The sequence below is a fragment of the Candidatus Thermoplasmatota archaeon genome, from assembly GCA_034660695.1.
In the GTDB taxonomy this organism is placed as follows: domain Archaea; phylum Thermoplasmatota; class E2; order UBA202; family DSCA01; genus JAYEJS01.
On the sequence record JAYEJS010000108.1, the window covers coordinates 1 to 24,716 of the forward strand.

The 24,716-nt window shown below is 40.4% G+C and carries 25 protein-coding genes; 17 read left to right on the top strand and 8 right to left on the bottom strand.

The window, feature by feature from the left end; translation table 11 throughout:
• Window positions 1-243: 243 nt before the first annotated feature.
• Window positions 244-543: a hypothetical protein gene (locus tag U9O96_05320; protein MEA2054519.1), complete on the top strand. Its 300-nt coding sequence runs from the start codon at window positions 244-246 to the stop codon at window positions 541-543.
• Window positions 544-561: 18 nt separating this feature from the next.
• On the opposite strand, the gene U9O96_05325 is transcribed toward U9O96_05320, so the two are convergent.
• Window positions 562-1,170 (bottom strand): nitroreductase family protein, encoded by a 609-nt coding sequence (locus U9O96_05325; protein MEA2054520.1) that lies wholly within the window; start codon window positions 1,168-1,170, stop codon window positions 562-564.
• A 195-nt stretch (window positions 1,171-1,365) separates the two neighbouring features.
• Here U9O96_05325 and U9O96_05330 point away from each other — a divergent pair, with 195 nt between their 5' ends.
• Genes U9O96_05330 through dph2 form a run of 7 tightly spaced genes read left to right on the top strand, consistent with a single transcriptional unit; the run spans window position 1,366 to window position 6,169 of the window.
• A complete protein-coding gene (locus tag U9O96_05330; protein ID MEA2054521.1) occupies window positions 1,366-1,587 on the top strand; it encodes a hypothetical protein in 222 nt (73 codons plus the stop codon).
• Window positions 1,566-2,336 carry an inositol monophosphatase family protein gene (locus U9O96_05335; protein MEA2054522.1) on the top strand — a complete coding sequence of 257 codons (771 nt, stop codon included), beginning with the start codon at window positions 1,566-1,568 and terminating at the stop codon, window positions 2,334-2,336. The genes U9O96_05330 and U9O96_05335 overlap by 22 nt, the downstream gene beginning before the upstream one ends.
• Window positions 2,333-3,169, top strand: coding sequence for an NAD(+)/NADH kinase (locus U9O96_05340; GenBank protein ID MEA2054523.1), 837 nt, complete (start codon window positions 2,333-2,335; stop codon window positions 3,167-3,169). Before U9O96_05335 ends, U9O96_05340 begins: the two co-directional genes overlap by 4 nt.
• Entirely contained in the window at window positions 3,147-3,527 is a 381-nt protein-coding gene (locus U9O96_05345; GenBank protein MEA2054524.1) for a Mov34/MPN/PAD-1 family protein, read from the top strand. The genes U9O96_05340 and U9O96_05345 overlap by 23 nt, the downstream gene beginning before the upstream one ends.
• Window positions 3,527-4,645 (top strand): tyrosine decarboxylase MfnA, encoded by a 1,119-nt coding sequence (gene mfnA / locus U9O96_05350; GenBank protein ID MEA2054525.1) that lies wholly within the window; start codon window positions 3,527-3,529, stop codon window positions 4,643-4,645. The genes U9O96_05345 and mfnA overlap by 1 nt, the downstream gene beginning before the upstream one ends.
• On the top strand, window positions 4,642-5,184 hold the full coding sequence (hpt, locus tag U9O96_05355; GenBank protein MEA2054526.1) for a hypoxanthine/guanine phosphoribosyltransferase: 543 nt from the start codon (window positions 4,642-4,644) through the stop codon (window positions 5,182-5,184). The genes mfnA and hpt overlap by 4 nt, the downstream gene beginning before the upstream one ends.
• Complete coding sequence (dph2, locus tag U9O96_05360; GenBank protein ID MEA2054527.1) at window positions 5,162-6,169, top strand: diphthamide biosynthesis enzyme Dph2; 1,008 nt, start codon at window positions 5,162-5,164, stop codon at window positions 6,167-6,169. Before hpt ends, dph2 begins: the two co-directional genes overlap by 23 nt.
• Here dph2 and U9O96_05365 read toward each other — a convergent pair.
• Complete coding sequence (locus tag U9O96_05365) at window positions 6,166-8,745, bottom strand: NosD domain-containing protein (GenBank protein MEA2054528.1); 2,580 nt, start codon at window positions 8,743-8,745, stop codon at window positions 6,166-6,168. The two genes, dph2 and U9O96_05365, sit on opposite strands and share 4 nt — an antisense overlap.
• 119 nt (window positions 8,746-8,864) lie before the next feature.
• On the opposite strand from U9O96_05365, the gene U9O96_05370 reads away from it, so the two are divergent.
• From U9O96_05370 to U9O96_05410, 9 genes are all read left to right on the top strand, one after another.
• Window positions 8,865-10,181, top strand: a complete 1,317-nt coding sequence (locus U9O96_05370) for a radical SAM protein (protein ID MEA2054529.1) — start codon at window positions 8,865-8,867, stop codon at window positions 10,179-10,181.
• A 41-nt stretch (window positions 10,182-10,222) separates the two neighbouring features.
• Window positions 10,223-10,888 carry a hypothetical protein gene (locus tag U9O96_05375; protein MEA2054530.1) on the top strand — a complete coding sequence of 222 codons (666 nt, stop codon included), beginning with the start codon at window positions 10,223-10,225 and terminating at the stop codon, window positions 10,886-10,888.
• Window position 10,889: 1 nt separating this feature from the next.
• On the top strand, window positions 10,890-12,212 hold the full coding sequence (locus U9O96_05380) for a cyclic 2,3-diphosphoglycerate synthase (protein MEA2054531.1): 1,323 nt from the start codon (window positions 10,890-10,892) through the stop codon (window positions 12,210-12,212).
• A gap of 101 nt (window positions 12,213-12,313) precedes the next feature.
• Complete coding sequence (locus U9O96_05385) at window positions 12,314-12,814, top strand: metallophosphoesterase (GenBank protein ID MEA2054532.1); 501 nt, start codon at window positions 12,314-12,316, stop codon at window positions 12,812-12,814.
• 34 nt (window positions 12,815-12,848) lie between these two features.
• Window positions 12,849-14,723 carry a tRNA guanosine(15) transglycosylase TgtA gene (tgtA, locus tag U9O96_05390; GenBank protein MEA2054533.1) on the top strand — a complete coding sequence of 625 codons (1,875 nt, stop codon included), beginning with the start codon at window positions 12,849-12,851 and terminating at the stop codon, window positions 14,721-14,723.
• Window positions 14,724-14,836: 113 nt separating this feature from the next.
• Entirely contained in the window at window positions 14,837-15,970 is a 1,134-nt protein-coding gene (locus U9O96_05395) for a glycosyltransferase family 4 protein (GenBank protein MEA2054534.1), read from the top strand.
• Window positions 15,967-16,593: a class I SAM-dependent methyltransferase gene (locus tag U9O96_05400; GenBank protein MEA2054535.1), complete on the top strand. Its 627-nt coding sequence runs from the start codon at window positions 15,967-15,969 to the stop codon at window positions 16,591-16,593. The genes U9O96_05395 and U9O96_05400 overlap by 4 nt, the downstream gene beginning before the upstream one ends.
• A gap of 154 nt (window positions 16,594-16,747) precedes the next feature.
• Window positions 16,748-17,851, top strand: coding sequence for an inositol-3-phosphate synthase (locus U9O96_05405; GenBank protein MEA2054536.1), 1,104 nt, complete (start codon window positions 16,748-16,750; stop codon window positions 17,849-17,851).
• The gene (locus U9O96_05410) at window positions 17,829-19,184 is read left to right on the top strand and encodes a CDP-alcohol phosphatidyltransferase family protein (GenBank protein MEA2054537.1); all 1,356 of its coding nucleotides are present in this window, start codon (window positions 17,829-17,831) and stop codon (window positions 19,182-19,184) included. The genes U9O96_05405 and U9O96_05410 overlap by 23 nt, the downstream gene beginning before the upstream one ends.
• Window positions 19,185-19,187: 3 nt before the next feature.
• Here U9O96_05410 and U9O96_05415 read toward each other — a convergent pair whose 3' ends face one another.
• The 6 genes from U9O96_05415 to U9O96_05440 form a co-directional block, all read right to left on the bottom strand.
• Complete coding sequence (locus tag U9O96_05415) at window positions 19,188-20,030, bottom strand: pantoate kinase (protein MEA2054538.1); 843 nt, start codon at window positions 20,028-20,030, stop codon at window positions 19,188-19,190.
• Complete coding sequence (gene coaBC, locus U9O96_05420; GenBank protein MEA2054539.1) at window positions 20,027-21,205, bottom strand: bifunctional phosphopantothenoylcysteine decarboxylase/phosphopantothenate--cysteine ligase CoaBC; 1,179 nt, start codon at window positions 21,203-21,205, stop codon at window positions 20,027-20,029. Before coaBC ends, U9O96_05415 begins: the two co-directional genes overlap by 4 nt.
• Window positions 21,186-22,742, bottom strand: coding sequence for a long-chain-fatty-acid--CoA ligase (locus U9O96_05425; protein MEA2054540.1), 1,557 nt, complete (start codon window positions 22,740-22,742; stop codon window positions 21,186-21,188). The genes coaBC and U9O96_05425 overlap by 20 nt, the downstream gene beginning before the upstream one ends.
• Complete coding sequence (locus tag U9O96_05430) at window positions 22,729-23,580, bottom strand: winged helix-turn-helix transcriptional regulator (protein ID MEA2054541.1); 852 nt, start codon at window positions 23,578-23,580, stop codon at window positions 22,729-22,731. Before U9O96_05430 ends, U9O96_05425 begins: the two co-directional genes overlap by 14 nt.
• 179 nt (window positions 23,581-23,759) lie before the next feature.
• The gene (locus U9O96_05435) at window positions 23,760-24,389 is read right to left on the bottom strand and encodes a NosD domain-containing protein (protein MEA2054542.1); all 630 of its coding nucleotides are present in this window, start codon (window positions 24,387-24,389) and stop codon (window positions 23,760-23,762) included.
• Complete coding sequence (locus tag U9O96_05440) at window positions 24,365-24,568, bottom strand: hypothetical protein (GenBank protein MEA2054543.1); 204 nt, start codon at window positions 24,566-24,568, stop codon at window positions 24,365-24,367. Before U9O96_05440 ends, U9O96_05435 begins: the two co-directional genes overlap by 25 nt.
• Window positions 24,569-24,716: the final 148 nt, after the last annotated feature.

Genomic DNA, 24,716 nt, shown 5'->3' on the forward strand with positions numbered 1-24,716 from the left:
TAATTACAACCATGTTCTGGTTGGGCTTGGGACTATGTATCCAACTGGAACGTAGTAAAAAGTATTGTGGAGTGATTCATCTCTGGGCTGAAGCCCAGAGGATTCTCACTCCATTTTGACTAAAAAGTATAACCCAAATTCTAATAAACCCTGTTTTGTTTACTATAGGATGTTTCAAAAACATTATTCCGGAAAAAATTGCCTTCTGCCAATCGGGCATGAATATTTTGAGGTGTATGTAAAATGAAGGCTAAATTTGATTATGTTATAGAAAAAGTAACCAAATTGGAAAATGGCGAGGTAGAAATTCTTGCAACAGGAGTTTCTTCTGAAAATATTGCAACAGCCGTAAATTCCGATATGGAAATGTTGATGAGAAGCATACCTCCCCAAATGCGGGAATTGATGAATCAGCAGCAGAAAATGTTTCAGGAGATGCAAAAACCGATGATAAAATTTCGCATCACTGGAGAGGAGTATAGCCAAGGAAGATGGAAAGTCGGCGATATGATAGAGGTTGCCATTACCGAGAGAGAAATATAACCCATTCAATCTCACTCTTTACTCAATCCATTTTATGACACCTGCAGTCGGTTTTCTTAGAGACGGCCTGGGCACATTTTCTGTATATCCGAAGATAAGAAAAGACGTGATGTGGTAGTCGTCCGGTATTCCGATTTCGTCCATAATTTCTTTATTTGCTTCCAAAAATTTTGCAAATCCGATCCAGCAACTTCCTATGCCCAATGACCTGGCTGCAAGCATCATGTTTTGTGCGGCACATGAGCACGATTCATCATTAAACAATTTATCTTCTGTTATAATGAAAATGACAGCAGGAGCATTATAACATATCAAATCATTTTTAGATGAGGCCACGGCATTTAAAAAAAGTAAAGTCTGTCTGTCATTCAACTCTCTGAATTTCCTTTTCCATTTCCACTTTTGTTTTAATATTTTTTCTATCTGTTTTTTTATTTCTTCGGATAAATGTCCTATAAATTTACGGTTTGTTACAACAATGAATTTCCACGGCTGCCTATTTTCTGCAGAGGGGGCATATCTTCCCGCTGAAATAATTTCATCAATAATCTCTTTCGGCAATTCTTTATCCAAGTAATTTCGTATGCTCCTCCTTTCCTTTATGCACTTAATTACTTTATTTCCCATAAATTAAAATAGCAATGGAAATAAAAAACTGCCTATAAACCCCGATTAAACATTTTTCGGATTTCTCCAACTGCAAGTTTTATTTATTAGGCCGGGGATACTGCGTGGTCTGTAGCGTAGCGTAAGACCTGCAGATGAGAGGCCCACTTTTTTAGCTTGTCAGCCATTACATTTCTGTCGTGTTGGAGGAGTCAAGTGATTATCTTAGAATGGTCTTGTTTTTCACCTGCGACGGAGCGCGGCATTCCCTTGACGGACAGTATTGAAGGAATGTATGTATTGGAGGCAATTGCTTCAGTAGATACAACGACAAAATACGGTATGCAGAAAAGTGTTGAAGCATCTTTTACATTCCAATATCTCTTTATATCCGAAAAAGTTTACTTGTCTATAAAATGTCAGAAATCGAAAAATTAAAGGGGATATGCACCGAGATTGCAGATGAAATAGAAGCCAAAGTAAAAGAAGAAAGAAAAAAAAATTTTGCATGTTTTGGGAAAGAAATCCGCATGGGGGCAGACGGTACGCACACCCAATACATAGATAAAATTGCGGAAGATATTGCGTTGAATGTCGTAGATAAAAAGATGAATATTCTTTCAGAGGAGGCAGGATTTATCGACTATGGAATGGAATACACGATTGTTATAGACCCCATAGACGGCACCAGAAACGCCGTACATGATATACCGTTCTACTGCACATCTATGGCAATAGGTAAGAGCAACCTAAGAAGTATTGAATATGCACTGGTGAGAAATATCCCTGCCGGTGACACATACGTTGCCGAAAAAGGAAAAGGGGCATTTCTAAATGGAAAAAAGATAAAAGTTGATACAGCACTCACTGACCCGATATTTTCTCTCGTGCTGGGCAAGTCCGGAGACGAGAAGACGTGGAAAGCTGTCAACATATACAGCATAAGATCTCTGGGTGCCGCCGCCCTCGAGATGTGCCTCGTTGCTTCCGGTTCAATAAATGCCTATTTTGAGGGGAAAGAACATTTGCGCGTTACTGATTTTGCCGCTTCGACCCTCATTGTCAGGGAGGCAGGAGGAAAGGTCTTTGATGCCAAGGGGAATATACTAGATGCAGGATTTGATCTGGAGAAAAGGAGCAGTGTTCTTGCGGTATCCTGTGAAAAAATTTTGGAGGAGCTAATATGATATGGGGCCTGGTCTGTAAACCTTCAAAGCAGTCGTTTTCCATTGCCGATAAAATATATCCCATGCTTGGTGATGCCATGCTTGAAAAGAAGGTTGCCGCCCATCTATCACAGCCCGGTCATTCAATAAAAGAGATAGGGAAAAAAACAGATAAGATTGTGGTTATCGGAGGGGATGGCACCATTCTCATGACCATGAAGTATACAACAAAGCCGGTGTTTACAATAAATACGGGCGCGGTTGGATTTCTGGCAGAGGTTGAAGCGAATGATGCAGTAAAAGGCATGAAAAAAGTTCTTGACGGAAAATGTTTTGTAGAGGAGAGAATAAGGATTAAAACTTTGCTGAACGGAGAAAGGCTGCCAGATGCAACCAATGAAGTAACTGTCCACGTATCCAACATCGGAAAAATTCTTTCCATATCGCTATTTGTAAACGGAACAGTTACAGAAGAAATAAACGGAGATGGTATAATAATTGCTACACCCACCGGCTCAACGAGTTATGTTCTCTCAGTCGGGGGGCCGATAGTGGATCCCTCCCTCAAGACATTTATAGCTGCCCCAATATCTCCTTTCAGGCATATATCTGCGCCTCTTGTCATTCCTGCCGATAAAAAATTAAATGTTAAAGTTACAGGAGAAAAGAAGGCGAGGGTCGTAATAGACGGAATTCGTGCAGGAACACTCTCAAAAAAAGATGAGATGGTTTTATCTCTGTCAGATAAGCAGTCGTCTTTTATCCGCCTGGAAGACAATTTTTATGATAAGATTTATAAAAAAATCTCCTTCAGAGTAAAGAGGCCTGAAAATGGGAAGAATATGGGGAATTGAGAGAAGCTGTATAGACCTTATAAAAGAGAGTGCCAGGTCTGTGTACCCAAAAGAGTTTGCAGGTTTGCTGTCAGTCGGTGAAGACAAAGGCATAATATCAGAAGTAGTTCTTCTGCCCGGCACAATATCCGGTGATTCACATGCGATATTCCAGCTGCATATGGCTCCCGTTGATTATTCTATTGTGGGTACTGTCCACTCACACCCTTCCCCATATCCAACACCATCGGATGCCGATTTGCATCTCTTTGAAAAATATGGAAAAGTCCACATCATTGTGGCGAGGCCGTATGATGACAATTCATGGAAGGCATATAATTTTAAGGGGAAAGATATAAAACTCGAGGTGGTAGAGTGATGAAAGAAAAAATTTTTGATGAATTGAAAAAAATTGGTTCAATGGATTTAACTTTTTCATCAGGGCGCATCCTGGGCTCCATGTGTACCAGGCCTAATCCAGTAGCTGTTAAAGCATATCGCATGTTCATCGAGACAAATTTAGGAGATCCTGGATTGTTTCCGGGAACATTGGAGATAGAAAACAAAGTCATAAAAATGATCGGTAAAATGCTTCACGCCACCGGAAGCTTTGGAGGAATAATGACTTCCGGCGGTACCGAATCAAATCTGACGGCTTTATGGATTTTTAAAAAGATGAGCAAAAAGAGGGAAGTTATTGTGCCAGAATATGCTCACTTTTCATTTAAAAAGGCATCATCGCTAATGGGAATAAGGATAAAGACTCTGCCCTCAAAAGATTATGTGGCAGATGCGGGCAAGCTGAAAAGTATGATGAACAGAAATACTGCATGTATCGTTGGTATTGCCGGAACAACTAACCTTGGACTCATTGACCCCATAGAGGAAATGAGCGAAATATGTGAGAAAAAGGATGTTTATTTTCATGTTGATGCCGCATTTGGGGGATTTGCCATTCCATTCCTGCGCGAGATGGGTTACACCCAAAAAAAATTTGATTTTGAATTGGACGGAGTGAGCAGCATATCAGTCGATCCCCACAAAATGGGTATGTCCGTAATACCGTCGGGCGTTCTTTTGCTGAAAGAGCGAAAATGGTTTGATGCCATATCAGTCGAACCCACCTGTACCCATACAAAAAAGCAGATGTCCTTATTGGGGACGAGGCCCGGGGCTTCTGCGGCTGCCACCTATGCTGTCATGAAATACCTGGGAAAGGATGGATATCTAAAAGTGGTGAAAAAATGCATGGATACAACTTTTTATGCCGCAAAAAAGCTTAAAGCATCGGGATTTGGGCTGGTGGTGGAGCCTGAAACCAATGTGGTTGGCATAAAGGTTGAGCATGCCGGGAGGGTTGCAAAAAAATTGTCTGAAATAGGGTGGAAAGTAGGCATGGATGAGAAAAACAGATTCATAAGGATCGTATTCATGCCCCATGTGAAAAAGAAATTAATAGGCGAATTTGTTACAGATTTCAAGTCGGTGGTTTCATGAGCAAAATTGAGGAATCTCTGAGAAATGCCCCCATAATAAAAAAGGGGGATTATAAATATGTCGTTCATCCGATTACTGATGGGATACCCTGCATAAAGCCGTCCTTGCTTGAAGAAGTTGTTGATAATATAAAAGACGGGATGCCAAAATGCGATAAAATTGTCACCATGGAAGCAATGGGAATTCCGATTGCCGCAGCCCTGTCTCTAAAGACAGGCATACCTTTTACGATAATACGAAAAAGAAGTTACGGCCTTCCCGGGGAGGTATCGGTACGGCAGGTTACGGGCTATTCCTCTTCAAATCTTTTTATAAACGGCATAGGCAAAGGAGAGGATATCGTCATTGTAGATGATGTGATAAGTACGGGAGGTACTCTGTCTGCAGTCGTTTCTGCCCTCAAAAAAATGGATGTCAACATAAAAAAAATTTTCATAGCCATAAACAAGGGCAATATCAAGGAAGTGGAAAGGAACATCGGCATGAGTATAAATACCATTGTTGATATTGAAGTAAATGATAAAGTCAAAATTAAATAGCATTGATTTCAAAAAATTGGGCGGTATTGCCGAAGGGTGCAGAAGAGTGCTTATAAAGCTACCAGATGGGCTTTACTATCTTGCCACAGAAATTTCAGATTTCCTTTCCTCAACGGGCACAGAGGCAATAATATCTGCAAACACCTGTTACGGAGCATGCGATTTTTGCGACGACATAGATGGCATGAATATTGATAAGATAATCTATATCGGCGAGGCTGAAATGCCCCATCTCATGAAAAAATATCCTGTACAGACGTCTTTTCTGGAAGTGCATTCAAAATTTGACGTAGCCGATACGGTAAAAAAAGCGGTTCCTCTTCTTGATGGCAATAAAATAGGGATTGTAAGCATAACCCCATATATTCGGCAAATAGGCACATGCATAAAAATTCTGGAAAAAGAAGGTTTTATGCCCCTGGTGGGCAGAAGAAGCAGGCGAACAGCATACGACGGACAGATACTCGGCTGTGATTTAACAGCAGGTACATCAATATCTGGGCAGGTCGACTCTTTTCTGTATGCTGGTGATGGATATTTTCATCCTCTGGGGCTTTCAATAGCAACAAAAAAACCGGTAATTACTGCCGACCCGTCACGAGGCAAAGCAAGCAAGAAGGAAATCGAGGAAATGAAAAAAAAGATAATGAATCAGAGGTATGCACTCATTTCAAAAGCAATGGACAAAAAAAATGTCGGGATATTGATTGGAGAAAAACTCGGGCAGAAAAGAATCAAACTTGCAAATATCCTAAAAAAACTGGCGGAAAGAAAGGGGTTAAAATCCTATCTCATTTCTTCAAATAATTTTTCCCCATACAGGCTAGATTATATGGACCTGGATTTTTATGTTTCAACATCATGTCCGAGAATAGCCATGGACGATTCAATCAGTTATAAAAAACCGATTTTAACTCCCATAGAATTTGAAATTTTGATTGGAGATAGAAAATGGAGTGATTACGAATTCGATCAGATTCTTTAGAGATTTATACAGAATATATTCATGAGTTCGTCTTCTCCAGAATTTCCTGCCATGTCATATGCAGTTACGGTCAAATCGCATTTTCCCATGGGAGTATTCCACTCAAATCTGTATGGGGTATCGTATAAAACTTTTGTAGTGTCGCCCGCATCAATTTCCACGCGATCTATTTCAGAGAGACCATCACTGGCTGATATCCCTATAGTTATTTTTCCGATAATTACTGTATTATATGGAAGAGGAATAAGTGATATTGGTACAGAGGGAAGTATCTCTCTTCCCGCTATATTCAGGTAAAGGTAACCGCTTTTCGGCCTGTTGATCGTAACGCTCGGAGGTGTTGTGTCTATCGTAAAATTACCCGACATCGCCCATCCGGTATTGCCGGCATCGTCCGTCGCATTTATTCTTAAGACATAAGTGCCTTCCTCCCAGTCCCCAATTCCGTAAGGGGTATATCCATTATTTGCGTATCTTTCCACAATGTTGTTCCATGTGTATCCCCCGTCATGGCTGTATGATATCCATATTGTTCCATCAAGATTCTTGTCAATGTCATCAGATGCGTTCCAGAAGATATCAAGGTTTTTCCCGCCCCCGAGTACTTCTCCCCCTCTGGGCTGGTCTATGACTATTGTGGGGGGCATATTATCCAGTATAAATGATTGAGATGTGCCATTTCCGATATTGCCGGCTTCATCAACAGCAGAAATCTTTAGTGTATAGTGGCCATCTTCGAAAGAAAACGTATTCCACTCATATTCGCCCGTATTGTTTAGTCCGGAGGCAATCTCTACACTCTCATTCTCTCGAACAAAGTATATAGAAATGCTGCCGTTCAAATCAGGGTCCACATTATCTGATGCATTCCATTTAATATCAACAATTCCTTTCACGTATTCCTCGGTTGGAGCCAGAATTATAACAGATGGAGCCGTTTTGTCTATTTTTATATTCGTGGATTTTGTCGTTTCGTGGCCAGCATAATCCCTTGCAGAAAAAGTGAATGTATGATTTCCTTCAGTGGGTATAAGGAAATACCCTGAATAATCCCTCCATATATCCTGGTTTATCTTATAGCATATGCTTTCCACACCAGATGCATTATCATCTGCTGAAAGTGTAACCTCAACATTTCCAGTGTACCAGCCGTTATTACCATCAGGCGTTTCAGGCTGCAGATAGCAGTCGATATAGGGCGATGTTTTGTCAATATTTACAACAGCCGACTTCATACTCTCTTTATTTCCGACAGTATCAACCGAATAATAGTCTACGGTGTGTGAACCATCTGCAGATATTACAAAAGAGTTATTATACTGAATCCATGAACCGCCTCCTATGCAGTAAAGAGTATAATTGATTCTGGAGCCGTTATCAATTGCCGTAAGATTTACGGTTACATTGCTCACATACCAGCCGTTATTGCCAGCAGTCCCATTTGCAGTGCAGGTTGTAAAGGGTGGAATGCGGTCCACCGGAGTTATGAACGGATATCTGTCTGAATTGCTTCCGCCAGGAATGCTGTAGGGGGTGTCTATTATTCCGTCGCTGTTATTATCATATGCCCCTTCACTTGGCTCATCGAAGTCGTCCCAGTAATTGCCCCCCGAGGGATAGCCGTTGTCCCAGGTGTTGACACCTTCATCCATAGCATTTATATTATTTTCAATTAAGTTGTTATGGAAAAAAATGTTATTATTACTTGAAGAGCTAATATCTACACCTTTGTTATTGTTGTAGCTGGCATTATTTGAACTGATATTATTTTCCGAGATGATATTAAAACTTGAGTAAGTAATGCTAATGCCGTCATCTGCATTTGAACTGATATTATTTCTAAAAATTTCATTTTCATCTGCATAATAAAGATATAATCCAAATCCATTGTTTGAAATGTTGTTATTTATAATATCATTATTGTCACTGGAAGAAAAAATCATTATTCCGTCTGCGTTTCTCCATACAAGATTATTAATAAGTGTATTATTCGCTGAATTTGTCAGACTGATTCCATCATCCATGTTATCAAAGATACTACAGTTACCAATGTTGTTACTTGAAGAAGTAGAAACCCTTATACCCACTCCATTTGAACTGATATCATTATCAACAATGGTGTTATTGTTTGAATGATTTAACATTATGCCGCTATTGCTGTTGTTTGAAATGTTGCAGTTGGAAATTGTGTTGTTGCCCGAGGATACAACAATTCCATTACTTCCGTTTCTTATTGTAAACTTACTTATATTCACCTGATCGGCAGTAACATTGACAACATCTCCTGTTCCATTGCTGTCAATAACTGTTGCATCTCTATTTTCCCCGATAAGGTTTATCGGTTTGTTTACAATAACATTTTCATAATATATTCCGTTGAAAACAAATATGGTGTCGCCATCGCTTGCGTTATCGATAGCTGATTGAATGGTTGTGTAATCGCCTGACCCGTCGGCATAAACATATATCGTGCTGCCAGTTCCAGGTCCGTCAGCTGTTGCGAACGTGATGGATAAAGCAGCCACTACCAGAACAGATATGATAAAAAGCCCTTGCGATACTCTTTTATCATTCATTTTTCCACCGTTTGCCTATTTTATGGTAAAACGAGTAGTCTTTTAAAATGTTTGCTGTCTATCAGCCAGCAAATTATTGTAACAAAAGCATTATATATCCCCTTTATTCTTTAGAACGCATGAAAATACTGCTTGTCTATCCCAAACTCGAGCACGGAGTTACAACCTATGAGGATAGTAAAACCCCGTTTTCGAAACTTTTTGGGAATCCCTCTTTGACACTTCCACAGGTGGCTGCTGTTACCCCTCCAAAGCATGATGTCAGGATAATAGACGAAAATTTTGAGAAAGTTGATTTCGATGGCGGATACGACCTTGTTGGAATAAGCGTGCTTACCATGACTACCCCATATGCATACAAAATGGCGGATAAATTCAGGGAGAATGGTGTAAAAGTTGTCCTTGGCGGTTACCATCCGACAGCTATGCCCGAGGAGGCAAAACAGCATGCGGATAGCGTAGTTATGGGGGAGGCGGAGCTGAGCTGGCCCCAGCTGCTTGAGGATATGAAAAAAGGCAAGCTCAAACCCTTTTACAGCATCCAACGGATTGATGCCGAAAAAATCCCCGAACCCAGAATGGATTTGATAAAACATCAGCCGTTGACCGGATGTATTCAGATGTCCCGCGGCTGCCCAAATGCCTGCGAGTTCTGCTCCACGTCTGCATTCCTGGGCAGGAAGGTGAGAAAGAGGCCATTGAAGGCAGTAATAGAAGAAATGAAGAAGATTCCGAACAAGCTGATAATATTCAGGGATGCATCCCTCACCACGATTCCTAATTATAGCAGAGCTCTCTTCAAGGAAATGATACGGCAAAAAGTTAACAAAAAATGGATTGCAAACGGGAACATAAACCTGCTTGGCAGGGACGAGGAATTTCTTGAACTTGCGAGAAAGGCAGGATGTATTGCCTGGTTTGTAGGTATAGAATCCATATCCCCTGCAAGCTTGAAAGAAGCGCACAAAGTTTCGAACAAGGCAAGCGAATATGAGAAATCAATAAATGTCATAAGGAAACACGGGATATCAATTGTTGCAGGCATCATTTTTGGATTTGACGGCGATACCCCGGATATATTTGATAAAACGCTTGAGGCAATGCTTGAATGGGATATAGATGCAGGAGAATTCAATATTCTGACCCCCTATCCCGGCACACCATTGTACAACAGGCTGGACAGTGAGGAAAGAATATTCTCCAAGGACTGGTCAAAATATACTCAATCAAATGTAGTTTATTACCCAAAAAATATGACGCCGGAGGAACTGATGGAAGGAACAAGAAGGGTCATAAAGGGTTACTATACAATGACTCAGCTACTGAAAAGAACATATGGAAATATTAAATTATCAAAACTGTCACCCACATCTTTTGTATTGCCATCCATAAACTTTGCCATGAGGAGATATTATTTTAGGGAATTCTTTTCATGATTTGTCGGGAAAGTAAATAAATATCGGCTATATTCACTCTCGTGAAGAAAGGAAAGACGGTTACTATAAAAAATTGCCGTATTTATCTGGTAGGGATAATCCACGGGCTGGAAAGGGAAGGCGATAGAGTAAAAAATGCATTTGAGATGATTCAGCCCGACTGTTTTGCTTTGGGTGTACCAGAGGAGGATATTGTCACCATAAAAAAATTCGTCAGAGATAACATAGAATTTGATATGTCACCAGAACAGGCGCGTTTTTTTGAGTGTTTATCACGCTATGGAAAAGTGAGTATTCCTCCATCAGATTTAGTAGTTTCACACAAATTATCTGTTAAGGAAGATATACCACTGGAGGCACTGGATATTGACGACGAACATTATGCAGATATTTTCGCAAAAAACGTTTCTCTCATCAGTTTTATATGGAATTCGAAAAAAAATAAGGAATTAAGGAAAAAAAAGTTTACCGCAGGCACTGCCGAGGAATTCGTTGAGGAATGGGAACGAAATTTCAATTCCACAAAACCTTTCAAGGCGATAGAAAAAGCGAGAGAGAGAAATATGGCATCCCGTCTTTTTGACCTTGCCAGTCAATATGAAAGAATACTTGCCGTAATTCCCTACCAGAGATTCGATGGCGTACTAGATGAGCTTATTGCATTGAAAAAACATAAAAATGGAGGCGGCATTACCACTTGGCGTTAAGATGTCAAGATGCAAAGTAATAATAATGGGGGCAGCTGGAAGAGACTTTCATAATTTTAATGTTTTTTATAGAGATAACGAAAACTATGAAGTTGTTGCATTTACCGCAACGCAGATTCCTGATATAGCAGGTAGGAAGTATCCATCTGAACTTGCGGGGAATCTTTACCCCGATGGAATACCAATACGCCCTGAAGAAGAACTAACCAGGATAATTAAAGAGAATGATATAGATGAAGTTGTTTTTTCTTACAGTGATGTTCCATATTCTTATGTTATGGGTCGCTCGGCAGTCGTAAATGCGGCAGGTGCCGATTTTCGGCTTATGGGGCCAAAGCATTCCATGTTAAAATCTAAGAAAACGGTCATTGCCATCTGTGCATCTAGGACGGGATGCGGAAAGTCACAGGTTTCCAGAAAAATTTTTGAAATACTCAGCAAGCGTTATAATATTGCATCAATCCGTCATCCAATGCCTTATGGTGATCTGGCAAGGCAGATATGCCAGAGATTCGCCTCGTACGAGGATCTTGATAAACATGGATGTACAATAGAGGAGAGAGAGGAATATGAACCGTACGTAGATATGGGCGGAGTTGTTTATGCCGGTGTTGATTATGAAAAAATTTTGAGGGAGGCAGAGAAAGAAGCAGATGTTATCATATGGGATGGTGGAAACAATGATTATTCATTTTATAAAGCGGATTTGTACATTACCGTAGTTGACCCGCATAGGGCGGGACATGAGCTGTCGTATTATCCCGGGGAGGTTAATGTTCGCATGGCAGATATTGTAATTGTGAATAAAGTGGATACTGCTGACATAGAAAACATTGAGAAAGTGGAAGCAAATATCAGAAAAATAAATCCCAAAGCGAAGATTATAAGGGCAGAATCTCCAGTAGTCATGGAACATGGAAATCTCGAGGGTAATAAAGTGCTTGTAATTGAAGATGGTCCAACATTGACTCACGGCGGAATGAAATTTGGGGCAGGAATCGTAGCTGCGAGAAATATCGGGGCTGAAATAATTGACCCAAGGCCTTGTGCAGAAGGTTCCATAAAGACGGCCTTCGAAAAATACTCGCATCTGACGAATGTTTTGCCCGCTCTGGGCTACGGAGAAAAGCAGATTGAAGAATTGGAAAAAACAATAAACAGGGCAGATTGCGATGTGGTTATTTCGGCCACTCCCATAGATCTTAAAAGAGTCCTTCACGTAGACAAGCCCATACTTAGAGTAAGATATAAAATGGGCAAGGATGCTGCAAAAAAACTGGAAAACTTGCTTAACGAATTCGAGGAATCTCACCTTTCCAAATAACTCTTTTTTTCTCCCAATAACTTTCTTCTTCTATGACCAGAATTCCTGCAATTTGGACAGCCATAACAAAATATATCTTGATTTTTAGCATTTCATTAGCCATGCAAAAGAAAAATGCAGAAGTTATCGGGATTATATCTGACACACATGATAACATGCCGGCGATAGAAAAAGCTGTCATGTTTTTCAATGAAAATGATGTGGACATCGTTCTTCACGCAGGGGACATTATTTCACCGTTCACCGCCCTTGCATTCAAGAATCTGAAAAGCCCGTTTATTGGAATATTTGGTAACAACGATGGCGATAAAGTTCATTTGAGAGAGTTTTTTTCGTTTTCAAAAATAGGCGAAATACACGATGACCCTTACATCAGTAAAATAGGTGGCAAAAACATTGCAATAACACATAAGCCCGAAATCGTCGATTCCTTCGCATTAAAATATGATATTGTCATCTACGGCCATACTCACGAAAAGGACTTGAGAAGGAATAAAGCCCTCGTGCTTAACCCGGGAGAATGCTGTGGATATCTGACTGGAAAGAAAAGCGTTGCATTACTGTACCCTGCAAAAATGGATGCAAAAATAGCGGATTTATAGACCAAAATTAAATACTATTCTCAATTTACCGCATGTGTTCGAGATAAAAGAAAGAGATGCAGCAGGCCGAATCTGCCATCTTGAAACAGCTCACGGCAAAATAACAACGCCTACTGTGTTGCCCGTTATAAATCCTGGATATACGCCCGTAACTCCAAACGAAATGAGAAAAATGGGTGCCCAGGCAATTATAACAAATGCATACATAATCTATAAAAACGAAAAATTTCGCACAACCGCATTAAAAAAAGGAGTGCACAAACTGGTCGATTTTTCTGGCCCAATAATGACCGATTCAGGTTCATTCCAGATGTATATGTACGGTGCCCAGATCAGCCCCCTAAAAATAGTAGAATTTCAGAGAGACATAGGGAGTGACATTGGAACCATACTTGATTTATTTTCTTTAAATGCCACAAAGCATAAAGCCATAGATGAAGTAAAAGAAACCGTAAAAAGGGCGAGGGCAAGTGTTCCATTGAAAGGTAAAATGATGCTTGCATGCACCGTCCAGGGCGGTATATACAAAGATTTGAGATATAAATGTGCCAGCGAAATGAAAAAAATAGATGCAGATATACACCCGATTGGCGGAGTCGTTCCTTTAATGGAACAGCAAAAGTACAGGAAACTTGCGGAAGTAATAATAGCATCGAAGAAAGGATTGCCCCCCTCCCGCCCCGTCCACCTGTTTGGGGCTGGCCATCCCGTGGTTTTTCCAATTGCCGTTGCTCTTGGATGCAATTTGTTTGATTCCGCTGCATATATAAAATATGCCAATGACAGGAGGATGCTTTTTCCAGATGGGACAATGAAACTGGATGGGATAGAAGAATCACCATGCTCGTGCGAGGTGTGCAGGAAGTACAGCGTGAAAGAATTGAGAGAGATGGAAGAGAAAGAGAGGACAAAGAAACTGGCATATCACAATTTGTACCAGACTTTTGTGGAGATGAAGCGGATCAGGGAAGCCATTAGAGGGGGATGGCTGTTGGATTTGGTGGAAAAAATGGCCATATCTCATCCCTCCCTTCTAGATGTAATGCAAGTGATAAAGGGAGAAAAAAGATGGCTTGAAAAGTGGGAGCCAATATCGAAAAAAAGAGCGTTCTTTTATACGGGGAGGTATGCAATGCACCGTCCCGTAATTTACAGGTTTCAAAAGCGTCTGCTCGAGAGATTTTCCTTTTTTTATCCCGATTCCGTAATTCTTGAAGAAAAAGGCAAGCCGTACTTACGGTATTACAGGAATATAAGGAGTATGGCTGCCAATTTTGTTGTGGATTCAAAAATGGGATTAGTCCCTGCTGAGCTGGAAGAGATGTATCCTGTAGCGCAATCAATTTTTTCCGATACAATTGATGTAGAAAGCAAAAGAATCGTCAGAGCATTCAATAAAAAGTTTATGGAAAAAGTCCCCAACGTCATAGGTATAAGCGAGGTGAAAAAGGGAAGGGTGAATTTTGATCTTCATAAGCTCATGGCTGTTGCTGATATGCAGTTCGGAAAAGGCGCTGGGAAAGCATTATTTGATGGAAACGTGAGGGTAGTAAAATCCAAGAAAACGGGGAAAATAAGGAACGTGTATTGCGATGAAAAGCACGTCGTTTCAATGAGGGCAACGGACGGATTGTTTACACTAAAAATCGCTGGTGCGGAGCTCCTGCACGATTGCTTCAAGCATCAAAAACTCCGCATCGTCGTGGCAGATAACGCCGTTCCGTTTATTGGAGAAGGAAAAAATGTCTTCGCAAAATTCGTTCTGGAATGTGATGAGGAATTGCGTCCATACGATGAAGCGTTGATTGTAAGCGAGGAAGATGAGTTGGTTGCAGCGGGGCAGTGCAGAATGAATCGTGAGGAAATGTTGTCATTTGAGAGAGGGATTGCAGTAAAGACCAGAAGTTGACGCCTGAGGGCATGAGCATATGCCGACTATAAAAATTATTAAATAAACCGGGTTACTGCAGATATCGAAAAAAACATAAAGCATGTTTTCTTACAAAAAATAAAGTGGGACATATGAAAGTTGCATTTGTGGTGGAATGGTTCAATAGAGATGCAGGGGGTGTTGCATATCATGTATCAGAATTAGTCAACTCTTTCTCTAAAAAGGGGATGGATGTTATAGTTATCACCAACAAAGTCGAAAAACCGTTTTACAACGTTTGTGCAGAGGTTTTAGAGGTAAATGGAATAACGGATCCATTATTTGGAACAAATATTTCTTTAGCTGTAACAAAAAAATTGAAAGGCTTTTTAAATTCTGATTTCGATATAATGCATGTTCATCACGCTTTTTCCCGATTACCATTGGCCGGCCTTTCCCTTGCCTCTAAACAGAATATACCTTCAGTGCTTACTACACATACGGTTTCGTTTTTCCCAGACTATGAATTTTTTTGGAATTTCATAAGTTATGGGTATCCGAGATATAGGCTAACAATCTCCAAGGCAGACAAAATTATTGCCGTGAGTGAAGCAGCAAAAAAGTTTATGTCCTATTTCACCCAGAAAGATATTGTAGTAATTCCAAACGGGGTTTCCATAAAAAAATTTAACCTTATGGATAAAGATATCGCAAGAAAAAAAACAGGGTTAAATGGTGATCCAATAATTCTCTATGTTGGCAGGCTCGTTCCAAAAAAGGGAGTGGATGTTTTAATCCTTTCTATGAGAGAAGTAATAAAAAATTATCCACATGCTCTTCTCGTTATTTCTGGAACTGGAAAAATGTTGCCGCTTTTGAAAACACTTGTCCGTATTGCCGGGCTGGATAAAAATGTACTATTTTTGGGATTTGTGGAAGATCCTCTCTTACCTTACTTCTATAATTCTGCGGATGTTTTTGTTCTCCCTTCCATTACAGCGGAATCGTTTGGAATAGTGCTGCTGGAAGCGATGGCATCAGGCGTTCCTGTAATTTCCACTAAAGTTGGCGGAATTGCAGAAGTGCTTGAGGATGGAAAATACGGGATTCTTGTAGAGCCAAACAGTCCCGGGAAGTTGGCAAAAGGCATTATTGAACTTTTGGATGATAAAAATTTGAGAAGAAATATGGCAAAAAAAGGCAGAAAGAAGGTAGAAAGGGATTACTCATGGAACAACATAGGAAAAAAAATCATCGAAGTTTACAAGGGGATTGAGAAAAAATGAAATCAATTCCATATATGCATCCAATGATATACAATCTTTATTTGTTGGCATTGCATAGGAGAAATCTTGGGGAGAGGTATAAACTTATATCCGGAGAAATTGGGTACAACAAGATAATATTTGAACTGGGATGTGGAACTGGGATTTTGACAGATTACTTGGATAAAAGTTGCAATTACATAGGCTGGGATTTGAACCGGACGTTCATACAATACTTAAAAAGAAAAGGACAGACAGCGGAGTTACATGACATTTTTGATTTTTCAAATTATCCAGAGAACGATGTATGTGTAATTGTGGACATCTTACACCACGTGGTGCCGAAAGAACATATCCTTATTAAAAATGCTTTGAAATTAACAAAAAAACTTATTGTCGTAGAACCTCATAAAGCATTTTGTTTCCCATTACCAGACCCCCTTAGGAAATATTACGATTCTATCCTGGGCGACAATGATGGTATCAACCCATACCGTGATAGGGTGAACTGGAACTATTCACCGGAGGAATTAAAAAAATATTTTTTGTCATCAGGCGCCCGTAAAGTTACAGAAGTAGGGAAGGACATTATGGCCGTGTTTTACTTTGGTAAAAACGATATTATGAAAGCAAATGGCAATTGAAATTTTGGGATAACAGCAGGTAACAACACAAGTCAAAATCGGCAAATTAGCATGTACCCTTAGTTGCAATTTTAGCTACATAGAAAGTGTTATAAAAGCTTTTGTATTATATTTTTGCATTCCATTGAAACCAAAATTATAAAGGCGAGTAATTATGGGTAAAATTAAAATTGCAATTGTAGGAGTCGGCAACTGCGCCAGTTCATTGATTCAGGGTATTGAGTATTATAGACATAAGAATAAAGAGGATGCAATCGGGCTGATGCACTGGGATATTGGTGGTTACAAGCCATATGATATTGAAATAGTAACAGCATTTGATATAGACAAGAGGAAAGTAGGAAAGGACATATCAGAAGCTATTTTTCAACCCCCGAACTGTACCAAAATTTTCTGCAGAGACATCCCGAAAATGGGAGCCATCGTCCGAATGGGCAGGGTTTTGGATGGCTTTGCCGAGCATATGAAAAATTACGACGACAAATACACCTTTCTTTTATCCGACCAAAAAGAGCCAAGTAAAGAAGACGTGGTGAAAGAACTCAAAGAATCTGGTGTCGAAATACTGTTAAATTACCTTCCTGTAGGATCTGAAAGGGCTGCTAAATTTTATGCAGAATGTGCGTTAGAATCAGGAACGGCATTGATAAACAACATGCCCGTATTTATTGTCAGCGATCCCGAATGGGGTCAGCGATTTGAGGAAAAGGGATTGCCCGCTCTTGGAGATGATGTAAAATCACAGCTTGGTGCCACCATAGTACACCGGGTTTTAACCAACCTTTTTAAGAAAAGAGGAGTGAAGCTTGAGAGAACGTACCAGCTAAATACCGGTGGAAATACAGATTTTCTGAACATGCTTGACAGAAACCGCTTGCTTTCTAAGAAGAAGTCAAAGACGGAAGCGGTGCAATCGCAAACCGAAAAACGGTTGCACGATGAAGACATTCATATTGGCCCGAGTGATTGGGTGGCCTGGCAGAAAGATAATAAAATCTGCTTCTTAAGAATGGAAGGAAAACTCTTTGGCGATATAGCCATGGACCTGGAACTTAGGCTATCCGTAGAGGACTCTCCAAATTCCGCTGGAATAGTCGTAGATGCGATCAGGTGCTGCAAGCTGGCCCTCGACAGGGGGCATGGCGGTGTTCTGTACTCGCCCTCAGCGTACTTCATGAAACATCCGCCAAAGCAGTACACAGATGATGAAGCATATAGGATGACTGAGGAATTCATTGCTGGAAAAAGAGAAAGTTAAACCTACAAAATGCCTGATCATTGCCGCTGGACGGGGGACCAGGATATCAAATAAAGGTGATTCAAAACCACTTGTCCCACTTCTCGGGCTGTCCCTTATAGAGCGGGTTATACTAACCGCAAAAGAAAGCGGCCTAACAGATTTTTACGTAGTAAGCGGGTACAAGGGCGAAAAGGTAAGGCAATATCTTGACAGCTTTAGCCAGGAGAGAAATATAAAGATAAACCATGTCATAAATGATGAATGGGACAAGGGAAACGGCTTGTCCGTTCTCAAGGCAAAGGACTTATTAAATGAAAATTTCGTTCTGCTGATGTCAGATCATATCTTCGACAAATCTATATTGAGAAAAATAAGGGATAAAGGAATAGTCGATAGCGAAGTTGTGTTGGCCGTAGATCGTAATATTGAGACTGATGATGCCATTGACGTTGATGATGTTACGAAAGTTCTTGTAAGAGATGGTAAAGTTTTGAATATAGGAAAGAATATCAAGAAGTATAACGCTTATGATACCGGGATTTTTCTTTGTACACCAGCAATATTCAATGCTCTTGAAGAGAGTATCCATAACGGTGACGATTCTCTTTCAGGTGGGATAAATGTACTGGCCAAAACAGGGAAAGTCAAAACATTTGATATCGAAGGCGATTATTGGGTTGACGTGGATGATGAGCATGCATTTGAAAAAGCGGAAAACAAGCTTTTAAACACCCTTAAAAAAACTTCTGATGGTCCTGTCTCAAGGTACTTGAACAGAGCTGTATCGACCAGGATTACAAAATACTTGGTGAAAACCAATGTCACACCCAACATTATTTCATTCATTTCCTTCCTCCTATGTTGCATGGGCACATTCTTTTTCTTTTTAGGAGGATATGCTAACTTAGTTATCGGAGCGACATTAGCCCAAATATCATCTATTACTGATGGCTGCGACGGAGAGATAGCAAGACTGAAATTTAAATCTACAGAATTCGGCAGATGGTTTGATGCCGTTTTAGACCGATATGCCGATGCTTTTCTTCTTTTTGGTTTAACTTATTATGCTTATTCTATAAGCAATGATTTTATTATCCCTTTCATTATTGGCTTTCTGGCGATAATAGGGAGTTTTATGAACAGTTATACCGCGGACAAGTATGACGGGTTGATGGAGAGAGAACTTGGGCCAAAAGGGCATTATTTTAGAATTGGTCGTGATGTTAGGATATTTATCATATTTATTGGAGCGTTAATAAATCAGCCTCTTTCAATTCTTGTTTTAATAGCCCTTTTGATGAATATAGAGAATATCAGAAGGGTGGTAATTTTACATAAAAATAGGGAGTGATTGTTATCCATTTCCTAAAATCCTTGCCTCCTTTTTATCTATCCTGCACGTATACACTTTTCCATATTTTGAAAGCGCTCTTGCAATTTCTTTTGTATTTCCTACAGCAAAAATTGAATTGCCGAGCATACACATCGAGGCCATGCCATACTTGCATGCTTCGTCCACCGCTTTTTTTGTTTTTGCATTTATCAGTCCCGTTTCTTCCGAAAATTTTTTTGAAAGGAAAAAAAGATTTTCAATGGTTGGATGAGCAAGTATCTCATGCATACATTCCCTGCCAATCTCGGATATTTTATTCCCCAACACCTCATCTTTCAATATACTCTTCGTTTCAATTGCCCCTCCAGTGACAGAAATTACAATATCTCCTCCACCTTCTATTCTGCTGATTTTTCCATTGAATCCGGGCTCTTCCCTTATCTCTATGCCGCCCAAGGCAGAAGAAACAACGTCTCCCAAGCCGGTTGAACATTTGACTTCTGCAGTATGTGCGGCTTTTACTGCCTCTTCCCTGGATATGGACACGATGGAGGAAAGGGCAAGTGCTGTAGCGAGCGTGCCCGCCCCGCTCATTCCAAATCCCTGAGATTGGGGCAACTCCAAATTTACATTTGCCTTCACCCCTTTTTTTGTCAGCATGTTTAATGCCGTTTCCGTGACTTTTCCACCTTTTTTTCCGTTGACAATCACCTCAGTTGCATTGCCGCCTATTTCCACGGTGGACATTGCCCCGAGGGAAATGCAGAGGCCTGCCCCCCTCGAACCGCTTTTTTCTTCATCGTCAGATAAACAGATTTCAAAAAATCCGGTGATGTGCCCCGGGGAAAACGCTCTTGCCATCATAGTATGCAATCAAAAATTTTTTCTGCTATAACCTCTTTTTTTCCTTTGATTTCAACGATATTTTTTTCTTTATCGATAATCCATGCTTTCATGTAATCGCTGCCAATGGCAGAGGCAGTGTTGGTAACGATGTAATCCATGCCGTCATTATTCATTCTTTCAAATGCACTGTCTACAATATTTTTTTCATCTGCTTCAAGTTTAAAGCCCACCAGCGTCTTTCCGATTTTCCTCAACAAAGGGTTGATACGCTGAACGGGAAAAAAATGCAAATCTATTTCCTTCCCGGATCTAATCTTTCCTTTTTTCTTTTCAGCCGTAAAATCAGAAATAGCAGCACAGTTTATCACGTAATCAAATTTCTTTCCTTTTTTGATAAGGCGGACAATGTCCTCATGGTTGACAAATTCTTCAGATTTTACATATGCCGGTGGGGAAAGACGGCTGTACCATATTTCCACATTCCCGCCCCTTTCATAGGCAATTTTTGCCAAGGCAAGAACCATCTTGCCAGAAGAAAGATTTGTTATAACGCGGACATCATCTATAAATTCTGAAGTGGCTCCTCCTATTACAAGAATATTTTTTCCCCTGAAGTCATTTTTCCCCAGTATTTGTATAACAGTTTCAACAATCTCATCATTTTCCGCAATCTTCGCCTTTCCTTCCTCCATTCTGGGCTCAACAATTGTTATTCCTTCCTCCATACATTTACCAATATTGTCCACAACAAACGGATTATCATACATGGAAGAATGCATCACAGGCACGACAACGATGGGCATTTTTGAGCCGACGGCAGTTGTCGCAAATGTCGTTACTGAAGTATCGTCTATTCCAAGGGCAATTTTTGATATGGTGTTGGCAGTGCAAGGAGCGATGAGCAGTAAATCCGCCCTTTTTTCTCTCTCTCCGCAATAGAGAATGTGTTCCACCTTTCCGCTCAATTCAGTAATGGGCTTTTCCCCGGTTGCGAATTCTAAGGCATGGGGATGAATTATCTTGCAGGCACTTTCGCTCATGACAGGAACAACCTTGGCCCCATTTCTTATCAATTCCCTCGCCAGTTTTATCGTCTCAACTGCTGCTATGCTTCCCGTTACCGCCAGAATGATTATTTTTCCTTCCAGTTTTTTTGATTTCATTCCCCTTATGTCATTGCTTGGATGAACCATGTTTTTCCCTCAACTTATACTTCTGGATTTTACCGCTTGCCGTTATCGGAAATTCATCGATGAATTCCACATATTTCGGAACTTTAAAGTTTGCGATGCTTTGTTTGCAAAACTCTTTTATTTCTTCTTCCTTGACTTCACCATCCGGGATGACAAAAACCTTTACCGCCTCTCCCAATTTATTATCGGGAACACCGACTGCGGCAACGTTTTTTACTTTTGGATGGACAAAAAGCAGTTCTTCTACCTCCCGCGGATAAACATTGAACCCTCCGACAACTATCATGTCCTTTTTCCTTCCAGTAATGTAGACGTACCCATGTTCATCGATCTTCCCCAGATCGCCGCTGTAATACCATCCTTCCCCATCAACAGCTTTTTTTGTTTCCTCAGGCATTTTATAATAGCCCTTCATCACATTTCCCCTCACAGCGATTTCCCCGATACTTCCATGCGGCAATTCTTTCCTCGCTTCATCAACTACCTTCACATCAACTCCTGGCAACGGCTTCCCCACACTTTCCGTCCTTCTTGCATTATCATCATCATATCTGGTAAGGGAAATCAGCGGTGACGTTTCCGTTATGCCATATCCAATGCATACATCGCATCCCATTTCTGCCCTCACTCCCTTGACCACCTCCACCGGGCACGGGGCGCCCCCCATCATGCCGCTCCTTAATTTTAGGGAGTAACCGCCCTTTCTAAACTCCTCAAGTTCCATCGCGAACATCGTGGGCACGCCAAAATTCATCGTGCACTCATATTTCTGCATCAAGTGCAATGCTTCTCCTGCATCAAAAATATCCTGGAGAACTATACTGCTTCCGAAAGCGAGGGGCGTCAGGCACCCCAGAACCAGACCGAAGGAATGGAATATAGGGAGAGGAATAAAGTATCTGTCATCTGGCGTGACTTCCATAATTTCCCCAGTAACAACTGCATTCGTGCAGACATTTTTATGGGTGAGCATCACTCCTTTTGGCTTGCCTGTTGTACCGGACGTATAAAGAATCTGGGAAATATCGTTTTCCTCAACTCCGTTTACAAAATCGGAGATATCGTTACCCTTTCCATAAGAAATAAATTTGCTGAATGGAATGCTTTTTACATTCATGTCAATGTCGTCCTTTCCGTCCACAATAATCGCATATTCGAGCTTTTCCAGTTCGGGAATTATCCTGTTAAGCATGTCAAGATAATCCACTTTCAAGAACTTGGGAACCATGAATATTGTCCTTGCATCAGAATTTTTCAGTATATACGATGCTTCGTTTGTGCGGTATCGCGTATTCATCGGAACCATGACAGCACCTATGGCCGTTATCCCGAAATATACTGGAAGGTAACTATCATTGTTGGGCATCCACACGGCGATGTGATCACCTTTTTTCATTCCCAAAGAAAGAAGGGATAATGCAATTTTCTCTGCCTCTTCCTTCAACTGATTGTACGTTAACTTTTTTCCCTTAAAAATAACCGCAGGCTTATCACCGTACCTCATAGCGCCTCTTTCCAGCAAATCATGCAGTATCATCTTTCCTGAATCTACTTTCCTTTTTAATATTTTTATGGTTTTTGGGGCGGAAGGATATAATTTCATAGTAGAGTTGTTCCACTGATGAACTGTTGAATTCTTCTATTTCCGAAAGAATTTTCTTCATCTCCTCACCGCATCCGAGAAAGGTAACATCCAGCCCCCTCTGGGCGGCGTCCACGGTTGCACTGCTGGAAGCGAATTCGAAATCACATTTCTTGCCAATTTTTTTTAGGGCCGCTTTTGCTATCACATCGGCTGCCCCTATCTTATCGGGCTTTATTTTTTCAATGGCCTTTTTCAGCCCTTCGATTATGAATGCCCGCGTTCCCCCTTCATCGGACGAGGGCAATTCGATAAGGTAAATTTTTCCCATCTTGTGTTCAACTATGCCATCCATATTTTTTATGGAAACGTCCTCCTCTTTCTTGGCATCGTTCATTGCTATGCCGGTGGAAGGTGAGTTTCGTCCACTATAGGCAACCAGATCACCATTCTCCATGAAAAGCCCGATTTTTTCCCCTTTTCTGATATTGTTTCCCGCAATAGCCACACCGCTTTCTATTATATCCAGCTTTTGTATGCCCGTTTCCAGAAATTTTTTAAGTTCGAGGAGTTGGGAATGAAGGAACTGTGTTCCCTCCATCGTTGCCTTGTATTCCCCACTAATGATTTGTACGAGCCCTTCTTCCTTCATTTTTTTGAGGTAATCCGACACCGCCTGCTTTGTAATTCCTATCTTTTCTGCAATCGGTAATAGGCGGGAGTAATGACCTCTTGCCACTTCCAGCAGAATGAGAAGCTGTGTGGAAAGGGATTTATCTCTCAGCAGTTTCATACTTTTCAATGCAAAGAAGTGTATTAAATTTTGCTATGCTGTTGAACGAAAATGGATTACTTTTACGAGCACAAAACATAAGAATGAGCCAAGTTAATGGTGTACACATCTATTTCATCTGTGGCTACACTTCCTGCATTTCCATAATATGCTCCTGCTGTGATGCTATGCTGTACATCTCAAATCATTCTGCAGAGAAACTGCCCCATTTTTGTTGGTATGGTAAGAAATAAATAACTACAAAAGGCAAATGGATTTGCTAAGAACCTAATTTTCTTCTTTTTATGGAAAAAAATGGCAGATATTATAATGATTAGAACTATAAACTCAAATCCTGGGGTTTTATTTTTCTTCTCGGTCTCTATTTGTTCCATTAATGGATAGTTATCTTTGCTGAATTCTCCAATAGTGTAAGGGATGTCTCCAACGCCATCACTGTTTTCGTCAATGCCGCTATAATTGCTCCAGTAGTTTCCTTTATTCTCATAATCCCATTGATTAATCCCCCAATCCCAAGCATTCATTTTATTATTGATGAAATTGTTGTAATATATGGAGTTACTATTGCTGGAGCGTAATAATTGAACGCCCAAACCACTGTTTGATATAGTACAACCTGTAATGGTATTATTGGCGGATAGCTCCATTGTGATGGCATAGTTGTTGTTGTCAATTACATTATCAATCACGTTGACATTGGTAGTGGAATACATACAAATGCCCTTATAATCTGAAATAAATTTACTATCCTCAACAGTCGGTAGTCCCCTAATCGTTTGTTGATTCATATTTTGTTTATTTTTAGCCATAATATCTCTTTCCAGCCCATCCTATGATCTATCAACCCTGCAACCATGGCAGGAGTTTTTCTCCTGCCATTCTCTTTCAAAGATTTGTGACACTTTGCAAAGTTGTATCCTACCTGAGTAATTGAAAGATAACACAGGAGCTCTTGTCTCCTCTTAGAAAAACACAATGTTCTTCTCATCAATCGAGAAACTTTGTGTCTGACTCAACTTTAAAAGTTGGTCCATTTTTGCGCTTATTTTCGCCTTTTTACTCCTGGAAGCACGATTCTCCATTGTAGTAAATACATCAAATTAATTGCTGCAATACATGTAAATTAGTTAAATTTA

Bases quoted from the DNA above. Each gene is read 5' to 3' on its own strand.
- U9O96_05320 (MEA2054519.1), top strand. From the start codon at position 244: ATGAAGGCTAAATTTGATTATGTTATAGAAAAAGTAACCAAATTGGAA.
- U9O96_05325 (MEA2054520.1), bottom strand. From the start codon at position 1,170: ATGGGAAATAAAGTAATTAAGTGCATAAAGGAAAGGAGGAGCATACGA.
- U9O96_05335 (MEA2054522.1), top strand. From the start codon at position 1,566: ATGTCAGAAATCGAAAAATTAAAGGGGATATGCACCGAGATTGCAGAT.
- U9O96_05340 (MEA2054523.1), top strand. From the start codon at position 2,333: ATGATATGGGGCCTGGTCTGTAAACCTTCAAAGCAGTCGTTTTCCATT.
- U9O96_05345 (MEA2054524.1), top strand. From the start codon at position 3,147: ATGGGAAGAATATGGGGAATTGAGAGAAGCTGTATAGACCTTATAAAA.
- mfnA (MEA2054525.1), top strand. From the start codon at position 3,527: ATGAAAGAAAAAATTTTTGATGAATTGAAAAAAATTGGTTCAATGGAT.
- hpt (MEA2054526.1), top strand. From the start codon at position 4,642: ATGAGCAAAATTGAGGAATCTCTGAGAAATGCCCCCATAATAAAAAAG.
- dph2 (MEA2054527.1), top strand. From the start codon at position 5,162: ATGATAAAGTCAAAATTAAATAGCATTGATTTCAAAAAATTGGGCGGT.
- U9O96_05365 (MEA2054528.1), bottom strand. From the start codon at position 8,745: ATGAATGATAAAAGAGTATCGCAAGGGCTTTTTATCATATCTGTTCTG.
- U9O96_05370 (MEA2054529.1), top strand. From the start codon at position 8,865: ATGAAAATACTGCTTGTCTATCCCAAACTCGAGCACGGAGTTACAACC.
- U9O96_05380 (MEA2054531.1), top strand. From the start codon at position 10,890: ATGTCAAGATGCAAAGTAATAATAATGGGGGCAGCTGGAAGAGACTTT.
- U9O96_05385 (MEA2054532.1), top strand. From the start codon at position 12,314: ATGCAAAAGAAAAATGCAGAAGTTATCGGGATTATATCTGACACACAT.
- U9O96_05395 (MEA2054534.1), top strand. From the start codon at position 14,837: ATGAAAGTTGCATTTGTGGTGGAATGGTTCAATAGAGATGCAGGGGGT.
- U9O96_05400 (MEA2054535.1), top strand. From the start codon at position 15,967: ATGAAATCAATTCCATATATGCATCCAATGATATACAATCTTTATTTG.
- U9O96_05405 (MEA2054536.1), top strand. From the start codon at position 16,748: ATGGGTAAAATTAAAATTGCAATTGTAGGAGTCGGCAACTGCGCCAGT.
- U9O96_05415 (MEA2054538.1), bottom strand. From the start codon at position 20,030: ATGATGGCAAGAGCGTTTTCCCCGGGGCACATCACCGGATTTTTTGAA.
- coaBC (MEA2054539.1), bottom strand. From the start codon at position 21,205: ATGGTTCATCCAAGCAATGACATAAGGGGAATGAAATCAAAAAAACTG.
- U9O96_05425 (MEA2054540.1), bottom strand. From the start codon at position 22,742: ATGATACTGCATGATTTGCTGGAAAGAGGCGCTATGAGGTACGGTGAT.
- U9O96_05430 (MEA2054541.1), bottom strand. From the start codon at position 23,580: ATGAAACTGCTGAGAGATAAATCCCTTTCCACACAGCTTCTCATTCTG.
- U9O96_05435 (MEA2054542.1), bottom strand. From the start codon at position 24,389: ATGGCTAAAAATAAACAAAATATGAATCAACAAACGATTAGGGGACTA.
- U9O96_05440 (MEA2054543.1), bottom strand. From the start codon at position 24,568: ATGAGAAGAACATTGTGTTTTTCTAAGAGGAGACAAGAGCTCCTGTGT.